Source organism: Streptomyces sp. NPDC111606, assembly GCF_055656945.1.
Genome location: NZ_JBVKBY010000004.1, coordinates 130656 through 148301, shown reverse-complemented (window position 1 = coordinate 148301; position 17646 = coordinate 130656). Strand labels below are relative to the sequence as shown.

The following is a 17646-nucleotide window of genomic DNA, read 5'->3' as shown; positions in this document are numbered from 1 at the left end:
CCACGCCGGGTCTCGCGTCTGACGACCACTACGAAGGGAAAAGAGTTGACCTCCGCACCGCTCGCCGCCGTCACCGGGGCCGAAGGATTCATCGGCTCGCATCTCACCGAGGCGCTCGTCGCCTCCGGCCACCGTGTGAGGGCCATGGCCCAGTACAACTCCTTCTCCTCCTACGGCTGGTTGGAGACCCTGTCCTCCGACGTCCTCGACGAGGTGGAGATCGTCCTCGGCGACGTACGAGATCCCGGCTCGGTACGCGGCCTGCTCGACGGCGCCGACTGCGCCTACCACTTGGCCGCGCTCATCGCGATCCCGTACTCCTACCAGGCCCCGCACAGCTACGTGGACACCAATGTCACCGGCACCCTCAACGTGCTGGAGGCGGTGCGCACCCTGGAGACCCCGCGCCTGGTGCACACCTCGACCAGCGAGACGTACGGCACCGCCCAGACCGTGCCGATCACCGAGGACCACCCCATCAACACGCAGTCCCCGTACGCCGCTTCGAAGGCGGGCGGTGACCGGCTGGCCGACAGCTACCACGCCAGTTTCGGCACCCCCGTGGTGACGCTGCGGCCCTTCAACACCTTCGGCCCGCGGCAGTCGATGCGCGCGGTGATCCCCACCGTCATCGGGCAGGTGGCGGCCGGGCAGCGCACCATCACGCTCGGCGACCTGCGCCCCACCCGGGACTTCACCTTCGTCGAGGACACCGCGCGGGCGTTCCTCACGGTGGGCACCGCCCCGGCCGAGCAGGTCGTCGGCCGCACCTTCAACGCCGGGACCGGCGGCGAGATCTCCGTCGGTGACCTCGTCGCGCTGATCGGCAAGGTCATGGACGCCCCCCTCGACGTCCGCGAGGACGCCGAACGCCTGCGGCCCGCGGCCTCCGAGGTGATGCGGCTCGTCGCCGACGCGAGCCGGCTGACCGTCGCGACCGGCTGGCAGCCCGGCCACACGCTGGAGGAAGGGCTCGCGCGAACCGCCCGGTGGTTCGTCGATCCGGCCAACCTGGCCCGCTACAAGACCGGCATCTACAACATCTGACCCGACCGGCACGTACCCGCAGGAGGTATGTCATGCATGCAGTCATCCTGGCCGGAGGGAAGGGCGTCCGGCTGCGGCCGTACACCACCGCGCTGCCCAAGCCGCTCGTCCCCATCGGCGACCAGCACGCCATCCTGGAGATCGTGCTGCGCCAGCTGTCCACGGCCGGTTTCACCCGCTGCACCATCGCGATCGGTCACCTCGGCGAGATCATCCGCGCCTACGTCGGCGACGGCACCCAGTGGGGCCTGAGCGTCGACTACGCCACCGAGGAGAGCCCGCTCGGCACCATGGGCCCGCTGCTCACCCTGCGCGACCGCCTGCCCGAGAACTTCCTGGTCATGAACGGCGATGTGCTCACCGACCTCGACTACGCCGACGTGCTGCGCAGGCACGAGGCGTCCGGCACGCCCCTGACCATCGCCACCTACGCCCGCAAGGTGCACATCGACTTCGGGGTGCTGACCACCGACGACAGCCGGGTGGTCGCCTTCACCGAGAAGCCCAGCATCGACTACCGGGTGTCCATGGGCGTCTACGGCGTCTCCCGGGCCACCCTCGACGGCTACACGCCCGGGCTGCCGCTCGGCTTCGACGAGCTGGTGATGGACCTGCTCGCGGCCGAACGCCCGCCGCACGCCTACGAGTTCGACGGCTACTGGCTGGACATCGGCCGCCCCGACGACTACGACCGGGCCAACGCGGAGTTCACCAGCCGCAAGTCGCTGCTGCTCAAGGGGGCCTGAGGAGCCATGCACATCCTCGTACTCGGCGCCACCGGCTACCTGGGCACGCACGTCGCCGAGCACCTGCGCACCCTGCCCGACGCGCGGGTCCTCGTCGGCGGCCGCTCGCCTGCCGCCGACGTCAGGGTGGACCTGGCCGCCGACCGTCCGCAGGAACTGGCGGCAGCTCTGGCCGACATCGCGCCCGACGCCGTCGTCAACTGCGCGGGCGCGACCGGGGGCGACACCGTCACCCTCGCGGAGGTGAACGCCCGCGGCCCGGCCGTGCTGTGCGCGGCACTGCGGGACGCGGCGCCCGGGGCCCGCCTGGTCCATCTGGGCTCGGCAGCCGAGTACGGACCCACCGAGGCCGGAGCGCGGGTGACGGAGTCGGCGGCTACCCGGCCGGCCGGCCCGTACGGCGCGACCAAGCTGGCCGGCACGGTGGCGGTGACCGCGTCCGGGCTGGACGCGGTGGTGCTGCGGGTGGGGAACCCGGTGGGCCCGGGGGCGCCGCCCACCGGGCTGCCCGGCCGAGTCGCCGCTCTGCTGGCCGCCGCCGGGGACGACCCGGCGGCGACGCTGCGGCTCGGTGACCTCTCCGCGTACCGCGACTTCGTGGACGTACGGGATGTGGCGCGGGCGGCCCAACTGGCGGTCACCGCCGCGGGACCACTGCCGCCGGTGCTCAACATCGGCGGCGGTGACGCCCGCCCGGTGCGGGACCTGGTGAGGGGGCTGGCGGACGCGGCCGGTTTCCGCGGCCGGATCGACGAGGCGCAGTCCGGCGGATCCGCCCGCTCCGCGCAGGTCTCGTGGCAGTGCTCGGACATCACCGCCGCCCGCGACACCCTGGGCTGGTCGCCGTCCCACACCCTCGACGCGTCCCTGGCGGCACTGTGGGCGGCCGTCCGCCCACGGGCCCGCAGCGCCGAGGGGGCACCGGCGCGGTGAGCCTGCTGATTCCGCTGTACGTGCATCCGGCCGAGGACCCGGGCGCCTGGCACCGGCTCATCACGCGCGCCGCGCGCACCTACGCCGTCGTGCTGAACCCGGCGAACGGCCCCGGCCGGGCCCCGGATCCGGCGTTCGTCAAGGCCGCCGAGGCACTGCGCGCGGCGGGAGCCCGCCTGCTCGGCTACCTCGACACGGACTACGGAGCCCGTGAACCCGCCGAGATCACCGCGGATCTGCGCCGGCATCAGGAGTGGTACGCCGTCGACGGCTGCTTCCTGGACCAGGTACCGGCAGCCCCGGACGCACTGCCGGACTGCCGCCGCCTGGTCCGCTCCGCCCGCCGGCTCGGGGCCTCGACCGTCGTCCTCAACCCCGGCGTCCATCCCGCGCCCGGCTACGCCCGGCTCGCCGACCTGACGGTCACCTTCGAGGGCCCCTGGTCGAGATACGTGTCGGACTTCAGCCGCCCCTCGTGGACCGAGCGGCTGCCCGCCGACCGGCTGTGCCACCTGGTCTACGGCGTACCCGAACCGCTCGTGCCGCTCGCCATGAGAACCGCACAGGAGCGGGGCGCGGGCGTGTGCGGCCCGGTGACGGGCGAACCACCGAACCCCTGGTCCGGGCTGACCCCGGCGCTGACCGGGGCGGACGGGTGAGGCGGGGCGTCTGGGCCGTCCACCTTGTCGCCCCTGGTTGATCCGACCGTGCCCCTCGTCATGCCGCGTCGGCCGTGAGCCGGCCGATGGCCCTGATGACCTGCCGCCGGCTGGCCAGGCGGCGGGCGAGGAAGGCCAACACCCGGTTCATGCGGCCTGCGATGACGCTGGGCGGGGGGTTTCTGCGGTCCAGGGTGCCAAGCGCGGTGCGGACGACGTCGACGGGGGAGGCGAGCCGCATTCCTCCGGCGGCCTGCGTGGTGCCCGCGACGTCGAAGAACTCGGTCCGGGTGGCGCCGGGGGACAGGGCCAGCACCCGCAGACCCGTGCCGCGCGACTCCTCCCACAACGCCTCGGTGAGGCTCAGTACGAACGCCTTCGTCGCCCCGTAGAGCGCCATCCGCGGGTTGGGCTGGTAGGCGGCCATGCTCGCCACGTTGACGAGTACCCCGCGCCCTGCCGTACGCAGTTGCTCGATGAAGGCGTGGCTGATGTCGGCCACCGCGGTCACGTCGACGGCGATCTCCCGGCGCATCCGTTCCGGATCCGTGCGGTGGAAGGGGCCGAAGGTGGCGAACCCGGCGTTGTTGATCAGGCTGGTGACGTGCAGGCCGAGCCCCTCGACGTGCGCGGCCAGTGCCTGCCCGGGGTTGTCCGTGGCCAGGTCCATCGGGACCACGTGGACCTGGATCCGGCGATCCGCGCGCAGCTCGGCCGCCAGCTCCTCCAGACGTTCCCTGCGGCGGGCGACCAGCACCAGATCCGAACCGCGGGCGGCGAGCTGACGGGCGAACTCTGCGCCGAGACCCGCGCTGGCTCCGGTGATCAGTGTGGTCTGCCCGTGGTAGTCGACGGCTGTCATGGCTGCCCTTCTTTCAGTCGCTGCTTTTCTGGCAGTTAATGCCAGGTAGGCGGCTGCTGTCTAGAGGAGTAGCCTGATGTTCATGACGACCTTGTGGGACCGCTCGCGACAGGTCGCCGTCCAGGAAATCCTGGACACGGCGGTTCGCCTGTTCGGCGAGCAGGGCTATGAGCAGACGACGATCGCGCAGATCGCCCGGGAGGCAGGGATCTCGCAGCGGTCTCTGTTCCGCTACTTCGGCACCAAGGAGGACCTGGTCTGCGGGGACCAGGAAGCGCTGGGCGAGCTGCTGAAGCGGACCGTCGAGCAGCAGCCGGCCGAGGCGTCCGTTTGGGATGCCCTGCGTGCCGGATTCGAGGTCGTCCTGACCGCCAACCACGCCCCGGAGCGGGTGCTGGAGCTGTCCCGCCTCATCTTCGACACTCCCTCGCTGCACGCCCGCTACATCGAGAAGCGGCTGCGCTGGCAGGCCGAGCTCGTCCCGGTCATCCAGGCACGGCTGGGCGCCGCGTCCGGCTCGGGCCCGGGCCCGGACCCCGACCCGCGTGCCAAGGCGATCGTCGCGACGGTCTTCGCCTGTATCGACACAGCGACCGAGCTCTGGGCCGGCCACGACGGACGACTCGACCTGGCAGACCTGTACGACGACTGCCTCGCGGCCGTGCGGGGCGGCCGCGACTGAGCGGCGGCCAACACCCCCACGGCCGCGGTGCGAGGCCGAATGTCGTGGCCTCGCACCGCGGGTCGGTCAGATGCCGAACGGTGCGGCGTAGCGGACGGTTCCGCCCGGCAGCGGGTGGGTGGCGTCCAACGTGAGGGCCATCAGGGCCTCGTCGGGGACGTCGATGGTCAGGCCGATGCCGTGGGCGGAGGCGCGGTTGAAGCCGAACCGGGGGTAGTACGTCGGGTGCCCGAGGACGACCACGTAGTGCTCGCCCCTCTCCTTGGCCGCTGCGAGGGCGGCGCGGATGACCGCGGAGCCGGCGCCGCTGCTCTGCTGCTCCGGCCGCACGGCGCACGGGGCCAGGCACAGGGCCGGGACCTCACCGATGTGGCAGCGGGTCAGCAGGGCGTAGCCGACGGGGCGGCCGTCGTCGTCCGTGGCGACCAGGGACAGGCCCTCGATCCAGGCGGGGTCGGCGCGCAGTGCGTCGACGAGGTCGGCCTCCAAGGGAGTCTCGAACGCGGCCAGGTTGATGTCGCGGACGGCGGGGATGTCGGCGCTGGTCTCAGCGCGCGTGATCCAGTTGCGCATGATGGATGATGATCCGTTTCGAGGTGGTGTTCGTGCGGGCGCCCCGCGAGCTCACGCTCCCAGCGAGGGCGGACAGGGTGACGTCAGGCCACGGCCCGGGACGTGAGGGAGACCCGGACACTGCACACGGTGGCCACGAGCGCGGTCATCAACCCCACCTCCCTGTTTCACCGATCACCTGTTGACACGAACAGCCGTCAGCATACACAGGGCGCCTGCGCGAGGTGCCGTGCCGTCGGGGTCACTCCTCCCGGCACACCGTACGAGGATCGGCCCCCTTGCGGCCCGGCGGTGCGGAGAGCGGCTGGTCGCTGCCCGCCGGCCGCCCGCACACGGTCGCCGAGCGCACCTTGTGGTCGCGGTAGGTGACCCGCACGATCTTGTAGCCGTGCCCCTGCTGGTCGGCGTACGGCTGGCTGCCCGCGAAACTGACCGTGCCGACCGGCAGGTTCGGGTTGGGGCGCCAGCGCAGGTCGGCCCAGGTCTCCGGAGCGGTCTGCGGGGCGTCGCCGTTCTTCGAGGCCCGGTACAGCACCGCGGTGGCGCTGTAGGCCAGGACCGACTGACCACTGGAGAACAGCGCGTCGTTCCACGGCCGGGCAGGGTCGGCGAGCGCGGTCGCCGACGTGCCCGCCGGGAGCAGCTCGCTGAGCACGCGGTGGGAGTCCTGGTAGAAGCCGGTCGCGCCGACGAGGTCCATCGGTGCCAGCGCGAAGTGGTAGAGGGTGACCTCCGGTGGGATGCGCAGACTCTCACCCTCGTCGTAGTTGCTCTTGGTCAGGTCGTCGCCGGTGAAGACGGTCATGTGCCGGCCGGAGCAGCCCGGCGTGGAGCCGAGTTGGGACATCAGGTTGGGCACGTCCTCCACCCGGCCCGCGAAGTACAGGGCCCGGGGCACGGGGTCACTGGCGCAGATGTCCTCGACCGGGTCGGTGAGTTCCGGTTCGCCGTTGGGACTGAGCCGGTAGGAGCGGGAGGGCAGCAGGGTGAAGCCGGCCCGGTCCAGCATGCCCTTGCCCACTCTGGCCTGCTCGGTCGTGTAGAAGTCCTTCTCGCTGCCGACCTTGCGGGCCAGCACCACGCCCCGGCCGCCGCCCTCGCGCTCGGCGAGCTGTTCGGCGACGACGAGCAGTGCGTTCGCCTCCTCCTCGTCGGTGGCGGCCAGACCGAACCAGTTCGACAACTTGCGCGCCAGATGACTCCCGGAGTTGGTGGTGCTCACCACGGGCAGGCCCGCGCCCTTGAGGATCTCCACGGCGTCATCGCTCTCCGTGGTGTCCCGTCCCAGGCCGACGACGCCGACGACCGAACGGTCGCGCCGCGCCAGCTCGGCTATGTGGCGGGCCATGGGCAGCACCTGGAGCATGTTCTCGCCCGCGTTGGCCAGCAGGACTCTTATCTTCGTCGGCTGATGAGTGCTGACGTTGGCGTACCTCTGGTAGAGGTAGACGCCCGTGATCTCCTCAAGTCCCTTGCGGGTGCCGGACTCGTCCGCCGCGGTGACCGGGCCGGCGTAGACGATCGTCACGTACTTGTCCTGCGGGCCGATCTTCGCGTTCTCGGCCCGGATCGCCTGCTCGACGGCGTCGAAGGTGACGCCCTTGCCGGCGCCGTACAGTTCCAGCGCGTTGCCCGCGGCCAGCCGGACGTCCCCGGTCGCGACCCCCACGCACTCGCCGCCGACCAGGACCGAGTCCGTGTTGGAGCCGACCAGCCGGCCCTCGCAGTAGCGCTGGGCCATCCACCGGTTGCCCAGGAAGCCGAGGGCGAGGGCGATGGCGAGGACCACCGCCAGGCAGGGCCTGGACCACAGCAGCCAGGCCGGCGTACGGCGGATCCTGGTGGTGGAGTGCTGCGTGGAGTGCCGGCGGACCAACTCGTCGGCGGACAGCGGTATCCGCAGGATCCACGGCAGCGCGGCCGCGCGCCCGGGGGACTGGCCGACGTTGAGGCCGGTCACCCACTCCTGGTACCTGGCGTCCGCTCCGTAGGCGCGCTCCGGATCCTGCCCCGCCGACCCGTCCGGAGACGGTGCGGCGGGCAGGCCGGGCTCCCTTGTGGGCAGCCCGGGCTCCTCGGATCCGGGCGGACGCAACCGCTCGGCCGCCGGGATCGCGGCCAGCACCAGCAGCGGGTCCACTTCGCTGCGACGGCTGCGTACGTTACTGATCGCGCGCAGCAACAGCAGGCCGCCGTCGTCCTCGGTGGCGCACGGCAGGTACACCACGGGCGGGACCGTGCGCTTACGCCGCCGCAGGTCCAGCGTCCGCGGCCGGAAGTTCTCGCGAAGGTCCTCCAGCAACGCCAGCACCCGTAGCTCCAAGTGGAACTGACGTGCCGTCACATCACCGCTCTCGGCGGCGACGATCTGCTGGGCCGCGGCGAAAGCCCGGCCGCGGATGGTCTCCCAGGACTTCGTGGGCCGCCACCGCGACCACTCGGCGGCGGCCGGCCGGTCGCTCGAAGGCGCCAGGAACGTCGTGGTCGCGAACCACCGGCTGGCCCGGCGCAGCCACAGCAGCGGCGGCGCGCTGCGCGCCAGCAGATGCGCCACGCCGAACGCCGCCAAGGCCAGGGCGCCGCCCCACACTGCCGTCTGCCAACCGCCCTCGCCCAACAGCACGCTCAGGCAGGCGATGAACATCGCCCCCACGAAACCGGACGGGTTCACCACGGCGCCGACGGTGTCCGTCAGCGCCGAGGCCCGGTTCTCCTCATCGGCGCCGTCCGGGTCGCGCCCCGGACGCCAGCGCAGCTCTGCCAGCCGTCGCATCAGCCGTTCGCGGCGCTGGGCTGCGGACCACACCGTGCTGACCTCACCGCCGACCTCCGGCGCGGCCTGCTCGATGGCCCGCAGCAGCCGCGAGCGCGGAAAGGTGAACGGTTTGTACTGCGACTGGCTCTGGTTGTCCCAAGGGTGCTCGCACAGCTGGCGCACCATGTCGATCGCGGAGGAATAGGCGTCCACGCCGCCTCCGCCGTCCAGCCGTTTGGCGATCAGCCCCCGCGGCTGATGGCCCTGGCGGACGAAGTCCACGACCTGTTCCACCCGCCGGTCGAGGGTCCCGCTGTCGTCCTCCTCGGTGGCCTGCAGCACCACCAGCGGCGTCACCGGCGGGTTGTCCCGGAAGTTGTCGATGAGTCGCCTCATCAACTCGAACACGGCGTCGGCCGCCTCGATCCCGGCGCTGCCGCTCCACACCTCTCTGCCCACTCGCTCCGCCCCCGTCGCATCCGCCCGACCCGGCCCTCCCGGATCAGATGGAGATACCCACACCCAAACACCCTGCACCGTACGGGCGTTGCGTTTCTAGCGAGTCGTCACGAACCGGGTGTGGGCCGATCAAGGTCAGCCGGTGGGATCGAGGAGGATCTTGCGGACCCCGTCCGAGCGGTCGGCGAAGAGTTCGTACGCGGCAGGGCCCTGCGAGAGGGGGAAACGGTGCGACACCACGACCTCCGGCTCGATCCGGCGCGCCTGGGCCAGCGCGATCAGGGTCGGAAGCTCGTAGTGGATCGAGCACAGACCGATGGCGAACTCGAGTTCCTTGATCTGCGCCAGTCCCATGTGGAAGGGGAACGCCTTGCTGTGGCTGACTCCGACGACACTGACCCGGCCGGCCTGCCGGACCGCCTTGAGGGCCAGCTCGATGGTGGCGTCCGAGCCCACGGCCTCCACCACCGCGTCCGGGCCACGTCCACCGGTCATCTCCCGTACGGCGGCCTTCGTGTCCTCGCCCTCCACCGGTTCGACGCCCAGGGATGCGGCGAACGCGCGTCGCTCCGCGACCAGGTCCGCACCGAGCACACGCGCGGCGCCCATCGCGAACGCGGACTGCGCGGCCATCAGGCCGACCGGACCCAGGCCGATCACCAGTACGGTCTCGCCGGGCTGGATCCGGGCGCGACGGCAGCCGTACCAGGCCGTCGGAGCGTTGTCCGTCAGGACGACGGCGGCCTCGTCGGAGATGCCCTCGGGCAGGTGCACCAGGTTGATGTCGGCATGGGGCACCGCGAGCGCCTCGGCCTGGCTGCCGGGGAGCTGTGGGCTCACGCCGTAGCAGAGCTCCATACTGGACTTGGCGTACTCGCACCGGGCGGTGAACCCGGCCGCGCAGGTCTTGCACCGGGTGCAGCCGGCCGAGGCCGGAACCAGGACCCGGTCGCCGGGCTTGAAGCGGGTGACCTGGTCGCCGACGTCGACGACCACGCCGACACACTCGTGTCCCGGCGTGTAGCCCAGTTCCGAACTGAACGGCGTGCCCTGGTAAATGTGCAGGTCACTGCCGCAGATCCCGGCCGTGGTCACCTGGACGACCGCGTGGGTGGGGCTCGTGACGGCCGGATCGGGGACGTCCGTGTAACGGATGTCGTGACGGCCGTGGTAGGTGAGTGCCTTCATCGGATCGCTCCTCCCCCTGCCGGGTCAGTCCGCGATCTTCAGCACGAGCTTGCCCCGGTTCTCACCGCGGAACAGGCGCATGAGGGTGTCGGGGAACGCCGCCACGTCACCGGACACCACGTCCTCGAGTGACTTCAGCCTGCCTTCCTGCCGCCACGTGGCCATCCGGGTGATTCCCTCGGCGTACCGGTCGGCGTAGTCGAAGACCACCATGCCCGTCATGGTGGCCCGGTTGACCAGCAGCGACAGGTAGTTCGCGGGGCCTTGCGGCTTGACGCTGTTGTACTGGGAGATCGCGCCGCAGACGACGACGCGGGCGCCGCGTGCGAGCCGCAGCAGTACAGCGTCCAGGACGTCACCGCCGACGTTGTCGAAGTACACGTCGACGCCGTCGGGGGCGTGGGTGCGCAGCGCCTTGCGGATGTCCTCGTTCTGGTAGTCGATCGCGGCGTCGAACCCGAACTCGTCGACCAGCAGCCGGCACTTGGCCTCGCCACCGGCGATGCCGATGACCCGGCAGCCCATGATCTTGGCGATCTGGCCGACGACGCTGCCGACCGCTCCCGCCGCACCGGAGACGACGACCGTCTGGCCCGGCTCGGGACGCCCGATGTCGATCAGGCCGAAGTAGGCCGTCAGCCCCGACATCCCGAGGGTGCCGAGATACGTCGGCAACGGGGCCGCCGCCGGATCGACCTTGATCACATCTCGCCCGTCCGACATGCAGTACTCCTGCACGCCGAACGACCCCGACACATGGTCGCCGACCGCGAATCCGGAGTGCCGTGAGGCGATCACGCGTCCCACCGCACCAGCACGCATGACCTCACCGATCTCCACCGGGCGGATGTAAGACCTGCCCGCGTTCATCCAGCCGCGCATCGCCGGATCGATCGACAGACAGAGCACCTGCACCAGGAACTCCCCGTCGCCCGGTTGTCCGACCGGCTCCTCCACGTGGTCCCAGTCGGTGGACCGCGGCTCGCCCACGGGACGCGCGGCCAGGCGCACCTGGTGGTTGGTTCGGCTCATCTTCGGCGACTCCTCAGTCCTCGCGGTGACCTGTCGACAGGCATACCATCCGGTCGGTATGGCCCGTGAGCGTACGGTGCCGATGCGCGTGAGGCAAGGGATGCCGGGCTCGAGACGTGGACCCGGCTCCAGGGCATACCTGAAATCCGAGGTCGGACGAACGGGTTCGGTGGGCATTCGGTCAGGGAGCAGTCGTACGACAAGGAGGGGCGAGGCCATGGGTACCGCCGTCCACGTGCCGCAGACCCGGGACATGATCGGGGAGGAGCTCTCCGGAGACGAGGCGTTCGCCGCTCTGCGCCACTACGGGGGGCTGCGGCTGCTGGCCGACTCCTTCGCACGGTTCCGTTACGCGGACGGGTTCACCAACTCCCGGGCGCTGGCCTTCCAGGTGGTGCTCGGGCTTGTTCCCTGCACCGTGGCGCTGGTCGGCCTGGCGACATCGGTGCACACCGAGGGCGTGGGCCGGGTCGTCGAGCTCACGCTCGGCCGAATTGTGCCGGGCGCGAGTGCGGAGATCGTCGAGGATGCCTTCGACGGGACGCGGCGCACCGCGCACGGCGATGTCTGGAGCACGCTCGCCCTGTGGCTCGGTCTGGGCTTCGCGCTGCTTAACCTCGCCTCGGCCATGGGCCAGATCGAGCGCGGCGCCAACCGTATCTACGGCATCGAGCGCGACCGTCCCTTCCCGCGCAAATACGCGCGGGCGACAGTTCTCGCGGTCGCGGCCGGTCTGCCGCTGGTACTGGGGTTCGTGGTACTCGTCGCCGGCGAGGCCGTGGGCGACGCGGTGGCGGAGGCCGCCGGCTGGGCGGACAGCGTGCCGCAGTGGTGGAGTGTGCTCGACATTCCGTTGGGGCTCGCGCTGGCCTGGGTGGCCTCCGCCGTGATCTTCCGTTGGTCACCGCGGCGCGTCCAGCCCGGCTACACGTGGCTGGCCTTCGGCTCGGCCGTGCACCTGCTGCTGTGGGTGTCGGCCACCTGGCTGCTCGCGCTGTACGTCAAGGAGAGCGGTGCCTTCGGCGCCGTGTACGGCCCTCTCACCGCCTTCATCGCCCTGCTGCTGTGGGCCAACCTCACCGCCGTCGCGCTCTTCCTCGGCATCGCGTTCGCCGCCCAGCTGGAAGCGGCCCGCGCCGGCATCGAATCACCGGTCCGGCCGGACCCCGGACCGGGCAGGTGAGGCCGGCCGGCTGTTCCCCCGAGCGAGGGATCACGGCGGTCCACAGGCATAGACCTTTCCAGGCGGGGCACTTGGACTTCTGCTCGCGCTGCTCTGTGTCGATCACGGGCGTGAGCCATGTATGCAGCCTGTTCCTCGCGGCGGCGTCGGCCGCCGAGCGAGCTGTGCCCTGAGAGAGGAATCGCCATGCTCCTTCCGGCTGAGAAGGAACTGCGTGCCGCGCTGGCCCGGTTCGCCGAGGCGCGCATCGCCCACGACGTGCTCCCCACCGGTCGCACCAGCCGCGCTCTCGAACACGCCACGTACACGCTCTGCGTCATCACCGACGCCCGCACCGCCGCCGACGCCCTGTTCGCAGCGGATGCGCTGCTGCAGAGGTACTGCGCCGACCGTGAGGGCCCCACGCGAGAGGACAAGACGCTGGCCGCGTAGCGGGGCCGACCTCGCGTTGCGAGCTGGTGACTCTTGAGGGACGGCATCCGCAGTGACGAGTCCGTCCTCTCCTACGCTGAGATCAACGTGATCATTGACGTGACGTACGGAGAGGGCTGGGACTCCGCCTCCCGTACGGTCCTCGGACCCATCAGCCGGAAGCTCGCCGCGAGCCGTGACGCCGCCGGTGAGCAGTACGCCGTGGTGCTGCGCGAGCGAGGGCGCCCGCAGCCGATCGCCGTGCTGAACATCGCATGGGCTCACGACTATGTCGGTGTCTGGGCGTACGACGAGCACGGCCGTCGTTTCCGTGAGTTCGACCTGCGGCGCCTGGAACCCGGCCGGCTCTTCTCCCGCCACATCGCGCAGTGGCACTACGCCACCGAGACGATGAAGGAGTTCGATGACGACGCGGGACGCGTCCTCGTCGACCTCTACCCGGACGGCACGGGCGGGAAGGTCTTCCAACCGAAGGGCGCCCTGGGCAGCTCGCTGCACACCCTGGCCGGTGTTCCGGACGAGGAGCGCTGGGTGTCGCCCTCTGCCTTCGGTGACTGGGCATGGGCGGTGGCCCTGGCTACCGGCGGACTTGCTGACGACGTCGACCTGCGGGACGTACCGGAGGAAACTCCTCAGCGAGACGGTACGGCGCAGGACCGGGAGGAGGACGGCGGAGCTGTCGCCCCCGGGTGGAGTCCGCCCCGCCCGCTGCGCCCCCGCCACGTCGACGAGATGTTCGTACCCGGCACCTGTTTCTCACCGCCGGACAGCCACGCGACCGGCCCGTACGTCGTCGAGCGCATCATCGATGCCGGTTTGCTACGGCTGCCCACAGGCCGGGTCGTCGCATGCGATCCCGGCTGGACGGATCCCGACGAGCCGTTCACTGTGGCCGTACGGCCCGGCAGCTACCGCATGCAGATCGCGACCGCGGTCTACCCGGTCGAGCACTGGGGCAAGTCGCTGCGCATGGAGGATTTCATCGGAGCGCGCATTCTCGTCTCCGAGGAACCCACGGCGGCTTGGGAGCTGGCGCTGCGGCCCGGTGAGGACGTGCGGACGTTGCGAGAGGGTGAGTTCTACGGCTTCGGCGTGGACACCGGCACCGGCTGCTTCGTCGACGCCGTGGCGGCGGGCACGCTCGCGGGCGGGGAGGACACCCTCCCGGACCGCGACAGCGCCGACGGCATCTTCACCCTCGACGACCCGGAATCCGGGGGCAACCTCATCGGCTACCCGAGCGGCATGGGAGACGGCTCGTACCCGGTGTGGATCGGCCGGGACGCCGACGGCGAGATCACCTGCCTAGTCGCCGACATGCTGATCCTGCGCCGTCAGGACCTGCTGTCCGGTGGAGACCGGCGGGACGCGTAACGGACTCGGCCGTAAGGCGAGTTCTTCGGCGAGCGCGACGGCCGGCGGATCAGGGTCGGGGCCCCGGCCGTTGCAACGAGCAGTCCTACCGGGCAGGCGCTCTGTCCGTGAGGTCGTAGCCGCCCTTGATCACCTTGGAGTCGGCGGCCGGCGCCATGCACTTGCTCAGCAGCGGCTCGCCGTCCGTTGTGCCTCCGGAGAGCCCGATGCGGCTGGGACCGCTGCCCGAGCCGTCTCCCACGTAGAAGCTGATCCCCATGCGGACACGGCGCTTCAGATAGTCGTCCCAGGCGCCGACGTTGCCCCCGGTGCGCACGATGCGCCCGGTCACCGTGGCGGTGGGGCCGCCGCTGGTCAGGCAGTCGACCTCGAAGTCACCCCAATTGACCTTCGCGGGCTCGCCGTTGGCGGCAGGCATCCGGTGGTAGATGCGGAAGCTGCCCCATGCTTTGTCGGGCTTGGTCCAGCCGACGCCCTTGAAGGTGGCATGGGCGTCGACGGTGACCTGGATGTCGTGACCGGCATCGGGGTAGTCCATGCGGCCCCAGCCCTTCAGGCTGGAGATGAGAGCCGCGGAAGAGGCGGAGGCCCGCGGGGGCTTGCCGGGCGTGGACGCGGGGGCTGTTGACGCGGAGGCGATCCCCGCGGTGGTCGCCACCACGGCGGTCGCCGCGAGGAACGTGACGGCGCGGCCGCGCGGCTTGGATCGGGACATCACGGAACTCCATTCGGGGTCGTGGAACGCAGCGCCGGAGCGAGTGGACGACCCTCGCTCCGCCACGACCGATCCTGCTCAACGCCCGCCCCGCACACGTCAGTCACCGGTCGCGATGTCTTCCGCCGTGCGGATGAGTCCGCCGGTGCGGCGATACCTCTTACGACGTAGGCGGGGACGAGCGCGGCGCTGAACCGCGTGCGTATGCGGGCTGCCGTGAGCGCGGGTGGGACAACCGAGGACCCTCACTCCGGCCAAGGCCGTGCATGTGTGCTGGCCGCGCCGATCGCCGCTCTCGCCGCTCGTTCGACGAGTGAGATCCCGCTTTCCATCGTCGGATTGCCGTCGCTGAGGACCGAGACGAGATACCGGTGACCGTGGACCCTGACCTGGCCGACACTGTTGATGACCCACAGGGCGGTCGTGTTGCGCTGCAGCCAGCCGTTCTTGAGGGCCCATCGAGAGCCGGGGGAGCGGGCGGCGGACACGCCCCAGTCCTGGTCGTCCGTGATGCCGCCCATCAGGTTCCCGATGGCGGCGCGGGACGCCTGGGTCAGCCCTCTGGGAGCGGGCGGAGCCGACCGGCCCTCGGCGAAGACCGCCCGCAACAGCTTGACCTGGTCCGTTGCGGTGGTCCGGGTGAGGCCCCAGCTGCTGGGGCCGCCCTGTGTCGAGGAGAGCCCCAGCCGCTCGTTCGCTGCGTCGAGTCCCTCGGCCTTGCCGATCACCCGCCACAGGGCGTCAGCCGCTGCGTTGTCGCTCGTCCGGATCATCCCCTCGGCGTACATGCGCTCCGGGTACGTCAGCTCGCGGCCCTCGTCCTGTGCCTGGAGCAGCAGCGTCGCGAGGATGTTCACCTTGCTGATGCTCGCCGTGACGAAGGTCGTGTCCTCGCCGTACGAGGTGATCCGCTGGTTGGCGCTGTCCAGGTCGAGCACCGCCACCGCCAACCGCGTGTCGCCGTCCGGCAGGACGGGCCGGAGCGCCCGCGCGAGAGTGGCACGCAGGTTCTCTCGCGGCGGCGCCGCGAGCCCGCGGGCGGGTGCGCCCGCCCGCGCGGAGGGCGTTTGCGTCTCGTGCGCGTGAGGCGTGCCGGTGGCGGAGCAGGCCGCGAGCGACACCACGACTGCGGTGGCAGCGCAGACGGCGCAGACCCTCAGGGTGTGCGCGAGGAGGTCGTGAGTTGGGTGCATCCGGTTGGGCTGTCCGTCGTGCATGGCAGGGCAGGCCTCGGTGTTCCTGTTGGGGAGGCGGAGAACGATCAGAAAATATGACAAATCGGGTGCGGCGATGGTGATTGGCGTCAGGGTCGGCGTGTCGTGTGCCGCTCGCCAGTCGCGGGCGAGCTCCGCCCCGGGTCGAGCATTTCGGCTATTGCCTTCGGCTTCATTCATTGCAACGAGTCGTTGCGTTTGTCGGCAGAGCCATTGCTTCAATTTGGCGTTGCTCACCTGGCATTACGTACTCACCTAGATTGACGCGATCGTGAATGCAACGTAGCTTTCGAGCAACGTCAAACACGTCGTATCGCGAGATGAGGAATGGCAATGAGCGAGTCCCTCCACACCGTCACGACGCTGCCGACGGCTCGTCAGTCCGGGTGCCCCTTCGACCCGCCGGCAGAGTTGCTCGATGCCCGTCGGCACGGGCCCATCAGCCGCTTCACCCACGAAGGCGGAAAACCCGGCTGGCTGATCACCGGATACGACCTGGTCAGGTCGGTTCTGGCCGACTCGCGGTTCAGCTCGCGCAAGGAGCTGCTGAACGTGGGCGACTTCGAGGTTCCTCCGGCACCGCCGGGCGAGTTCCTCCTCATGGACGAGCCGCAGCACGGGCGCTACCGAAAGCCACTGGTGGGCAAGTTCACCGTGCGGCTGATGCGACTTCTCACCGAGCGGATCGAGCAGATCACCGCCGACTGCCTGGACGCCATGGAGAAGGCCGGGCCGCCGACCGATCTGGTGAGCGCGTTCGCCAAGCCCATCCCGACCATCGTCATCTGCGAGCTGCTGGGCGTGCCGTACCAGGACCGGGGCTCGTTCCAGGAGCAGATCGACACGTTCATGGGAGGCGAGACGAGCGACGAGGAACTGATTGCGGCCTACACCGCAACGCAGGAGTACCTCGCCCAACTGGTGGCCGCCAAGCGCGCGAACCCCACCGACGACGTCCTCAGCGAACTCACCGACAGCGATCTCACCGACGAGGAGTTGAAGGGGATCAGCCTGATCCTGCTGGCCGCAGGATTCGACACCACCGCGAACATGCTCTCCCTCGGCACCTTCGCGCTCCTTCAGAACCCGGCACAACTGGCCGCGCTGCGCGCCGACCCCGCGCTCACCGACCGGGCCGTGGAGGAACTGCTGCGGTACCTGAGCGTCGCCAAGACGTTCATGAGGACGGCCCTCGAGGACGTCGAACTGGGCGGCCGAACCATCAAGGCCGGCACCACCGTCGTCCTGTCCTACAACACCGCCAACCGCGACCCCGAGCGCTTCGCCGACCCTCACGCGCTCGACCTCCAACGGCCGGACACGGCCGGGCACCTGGCCTTCAGCCACGGCATCCATCAGTGCCTGGGCCAGCAACTGGCCCGCGTCGAGATGCGGGTCGCCTTCCGCGCGCTGATCGAGCGGTTCCCCACGCTGCGTCTGGCCGTACCGGCTGAAGAGGTCGGCCTGCGCCCGGAGACCGCCGACATCTACGGAGTGAAGAGCCTCCCCGTCACCTGGGACAAGGCGGGGTCATGAAAACGACGCACCTGCACGTCGACCGCGAGCGCTGCATCGGCGCCGGGATGTGCGCCCTGACCGCCCCCGAGGTCTTCGACCAGGATCCGGACGACGGCCGCGTGCTCCTGCTGCATACCGAGCCGTCCACAGCCCAGCTCGCGGCAGCACGGATGGCCGTCGGCGTCTGCCCCTCCGGGGCGATCACTCTCCGCGAGCCGGACTCCGGCAGCCCCTGACCTCCGGGCCGTACGCCCTCAACGGCCGACCGCGTCAT

Annotated in this window: 17 protein-coding genes; 10 read left to right on the top strand and 7 right to left on the bottom strand. The window is 70.6% G+C overall.

The window, feature by feature from the left end:
- Positions 1 to 45: 45 nt before the first annotated feature.
- From ACZ7M7_RS16065 to ACZ7M7_RS16050, 4 genes are read left to right on the top strand one after another with little or no spacing between them, the layout of a single operon-like run.
- Positions 46 to 1047, top strand: coding sequence for a GDP-mannose 4,6-dehydratase (locus ACZ7M7_RS16065; RefSeq protein WP_472116954.1), 1002 nt, complete (start codon positions 46 to 48; stop codon positions 1045 to 1047).
- 32 nt (positions 1048 to 1079) lie between these two features.
- Positions 1080 to 1793, top strand: a complete 714-nt coding sequence (locus ACZ7M7_RS16060; RefSeq protein ID WP_383602317.1) for a nucleotidyltransferase family protein — start codon at positions 1080 to 1082, stop codon at positions 1791 to 1793.
- Between the two features lie 6 nt (positions 1794 to 1799).
- Positions 1800 to 2726: an NAD-dependent epimerase/dehydratase family protein gene (locus ACZ7M7_RS16055; protein ID WP_472116951.1), complete on the top strand. Its 927-nt coding sequence runs from the start codon at positions 1800 to 1802 to the stop codon at positions 2724 to 2726.
- The gene (locus tag ACZ7M7_RS16050; RefSeq protein ID WP_472116948.1) at positions 2723 to 3385 is read left to right on the top strand and encodes a spherulation-specific family 4 protein; all 663 of its coding nucleotides are present in this window, start codon (positions 2723 to 2725) and stop codon (positions 3383 to 3385) included. The genes ACZ7M7_RS16055 and ACZ7M7_RS16050 overlap by 4 nt, the downstream gene beginning before the upstream one ends.
- A 58-nt stretch (positions 3386 to 3443) precedes the next feature.
- Here ACZ7M7_RS16050 and ACZ7M7_RS16045 read toward each other — a convergent pair whose 3' ends face one another.
- Positions 3444 to 4247, bottom strand: a complete 804-nt coding sequence (locus tag ACZ7M7_RS16045) for an SDR family NAD(P)-dependent oxidoreductase (RefSeq protein WP_472116944.1) — start codon at positions 4245 to 4247, stop codon at positions 3444 to 3446.
- 82 nt (positions 4248 to 4329) lie between these two features.
- Here ACZ7M7_RS16045 and ACZ7M7_RS16040 point away from each other — a divergent pair, with 82 nt between their 5' ends.
- Positions 4330 to 4929, top strand: a complete 600-nt coding sequence (locus ACZ7M7_RS16040) for a TetR/AcrR family transcriptional regulator (RefSeq protein WP_472116941.1) — start codon at positions 4330 to 4332, stop codon at positions 4927 to 4929.
- 66 nt (positions 4930 to 4995) lie between these two features.
- Here the strand turns inward: ACZ7M7_RS16040 and ACZ7M7_RS16035 are convergent, their stop codons facing one another.
- The 4 genes from ACZ7M7_RS16035 to ACZ7M7_RS16020 all read right to left on the bottom strand — a co-directional run bounded on the left by ACZ7M7_RS16035 (position 4996) and on the right by ACZ7M7_RS16020 (position 10936).
- Positions 4996 to 5502 carry a GNAT family N-acetyltransferase gene (locus tag ACZ7M7_RS16035; RefSeq protein ID WP_383602332.1) on the bottom strand — a complete coding sequence of 169 codons (507 nt, stop codon included), beginning with the start codon at positions 5500 to 5502 and terminating at the stop codon, positions 4996 to 4998.
- A 241-nt stretch (positions 5503 to 5743) separates the two neighbouring features.
- Positions 5744 to 8716 (bottom strand): type 1 periplasmic-binding domain-containing protein, encoded by a 2973-nt coding sequence (locus ACZ7M7_RS16030; protein WP_451168620.1) that lies wholly within the window; start codon positions 8714 to 8716, stop codon positions 5744 to 5746.
- A 135-nt stretch (positions 8717 to 8851) separates the two neighbouring features.
- A complete protein-coding gene (locus ACZ7M7_RS16025) occupies positions 8852 to 9904 on the bottom strand; it encodes an alcohol dehydrogenase catalytic domain-containing protein (protein WP_472116938.1) in 1053 nt (350 codons plus the stop codon).
- A 24-nt stretch (positions 9905 to 9928) separates the two neighbouring features.
- On the bottom strand, positions 9929 to 10936 hold the full coding sequence (locus tag ACZ7M7_RS16020) for an NADP-dependent oxidoreductase (RefSeq protein ID WP_383602338.1): 1008 nt from the start codon (positions 10934 to 10936) through the stop codon (positions 9929 to 9931).
- 217 nt (positions 10937 to 11153) lie between these two features.
- Here ACZ7M7_RS16020 and ACZ7M7_RS16015 point away from each other — a divergent pair, with 217 nt between their 5' ends.
- The 3 genes from ACZ7M7_RS16015 to ACZ7M7_RS16005 all read left to right on the top strand — a co-directional run bounded on the left by ACZ7M7_RS16015 (position 11154) and on the right by ACZ7M7_RS16005 (position 13925).
- Positions 11154 to 12119, top strand: coding sequence for a YihY/virulence factor BrkB family protein (locus ACZ7M7_RS16015; RefSeq protein WP_383602340.1), 966 nt, complete (start codon positions 11154 to 11156; stop codon positions 12117 to 12119).
- Positions 12120 to 12305: 186 nt separating this feature from the next.
- Entirely contained in the window at positions 12306 to 12551 is a 246-nt protein-coding gene (locus ACZ7M7_RS16010) for a DUF5133 domain-containing protein (protein WP_472116935.1), read from the top strand.
- 87 nt (positions 12552 to 12638) lie between these two features.
- Positions 12639 to 13925, top strand: a complete 1287-nt coding sequence (locus ACZ7M7_RS16005; RefSeq protein WP_472116932.1) for a DUF4241 domain-containing protein — start codon at positions 12639 to 12641, stop codon at positions 13923 to 13925.
- 85 nt (positions 13926 to 14010) lie between these two features.
- Here the strand turns inward: ACZ7M7_RS16005 and ACZ7M7_RS16000 are convergent, their stop codons facing one another.
- Together ACZ7M7_RS16000 and ACZ7M7_RS15995 are read right to left on the bottom strand one after the other, a co-directional pair.
- Entirely contained in the window at positions 14011 to 14640 is a 630-nt protein-coding gene (locus ACZ7M7_RS16000) for a hypothetical protein (RefSeq protein WP_472116929.1), read from the bottom strand.
- Between the two features lie 245 nt (positions 14641 to 14885).
- Positions 14886 to 15833: a serine hydrolase gene (locus ACZ7M7_RS15995; protein ID WP_472116927.1), complete on the bottom strand. Its 948-nt coding sequence runs from the start codon at positions 15831 to 15833 to the stop codon at positions 14886 to 14888.
- Between the two features lie 354 nt (positions 15834 to 16187).
- Here ACZ7M7_RS15995 and ACZ7M7_RS15990 point away from each other — a divergent pair, with 354 nt between their 5' ends.
- Both ACZ7M7_RS15990 and ACZ7M7_RS15985 read left to right on the top strand, forming a co-directional pair.
- Complete coding sequence (locus tag ACZ7M7_RS15990; protein ID WP_472116924.1) at positions 16188 to 17390, top strand: cytochrome P450; 1203 nt, start codon at positions 16188 to 16190, stop codon at positions 17388 to 17390.
- Entirely contained in the window at positions 17387 to 17608 is a 222-nt protein-coding gene (locus ACZ7M7_RS15985; RefSeq protein ID WP_472116921.1) for a ferredoxin, read from the top strand. The genes ACZ7M7_RS15990 and ACZ7M7_RS15985 overlap by 4 nt, the downstream gene beginning before the upstream one ends.
- The last annotated feature ends 38 nt before the right edge of the window (positions 17609 to 17646 follow it).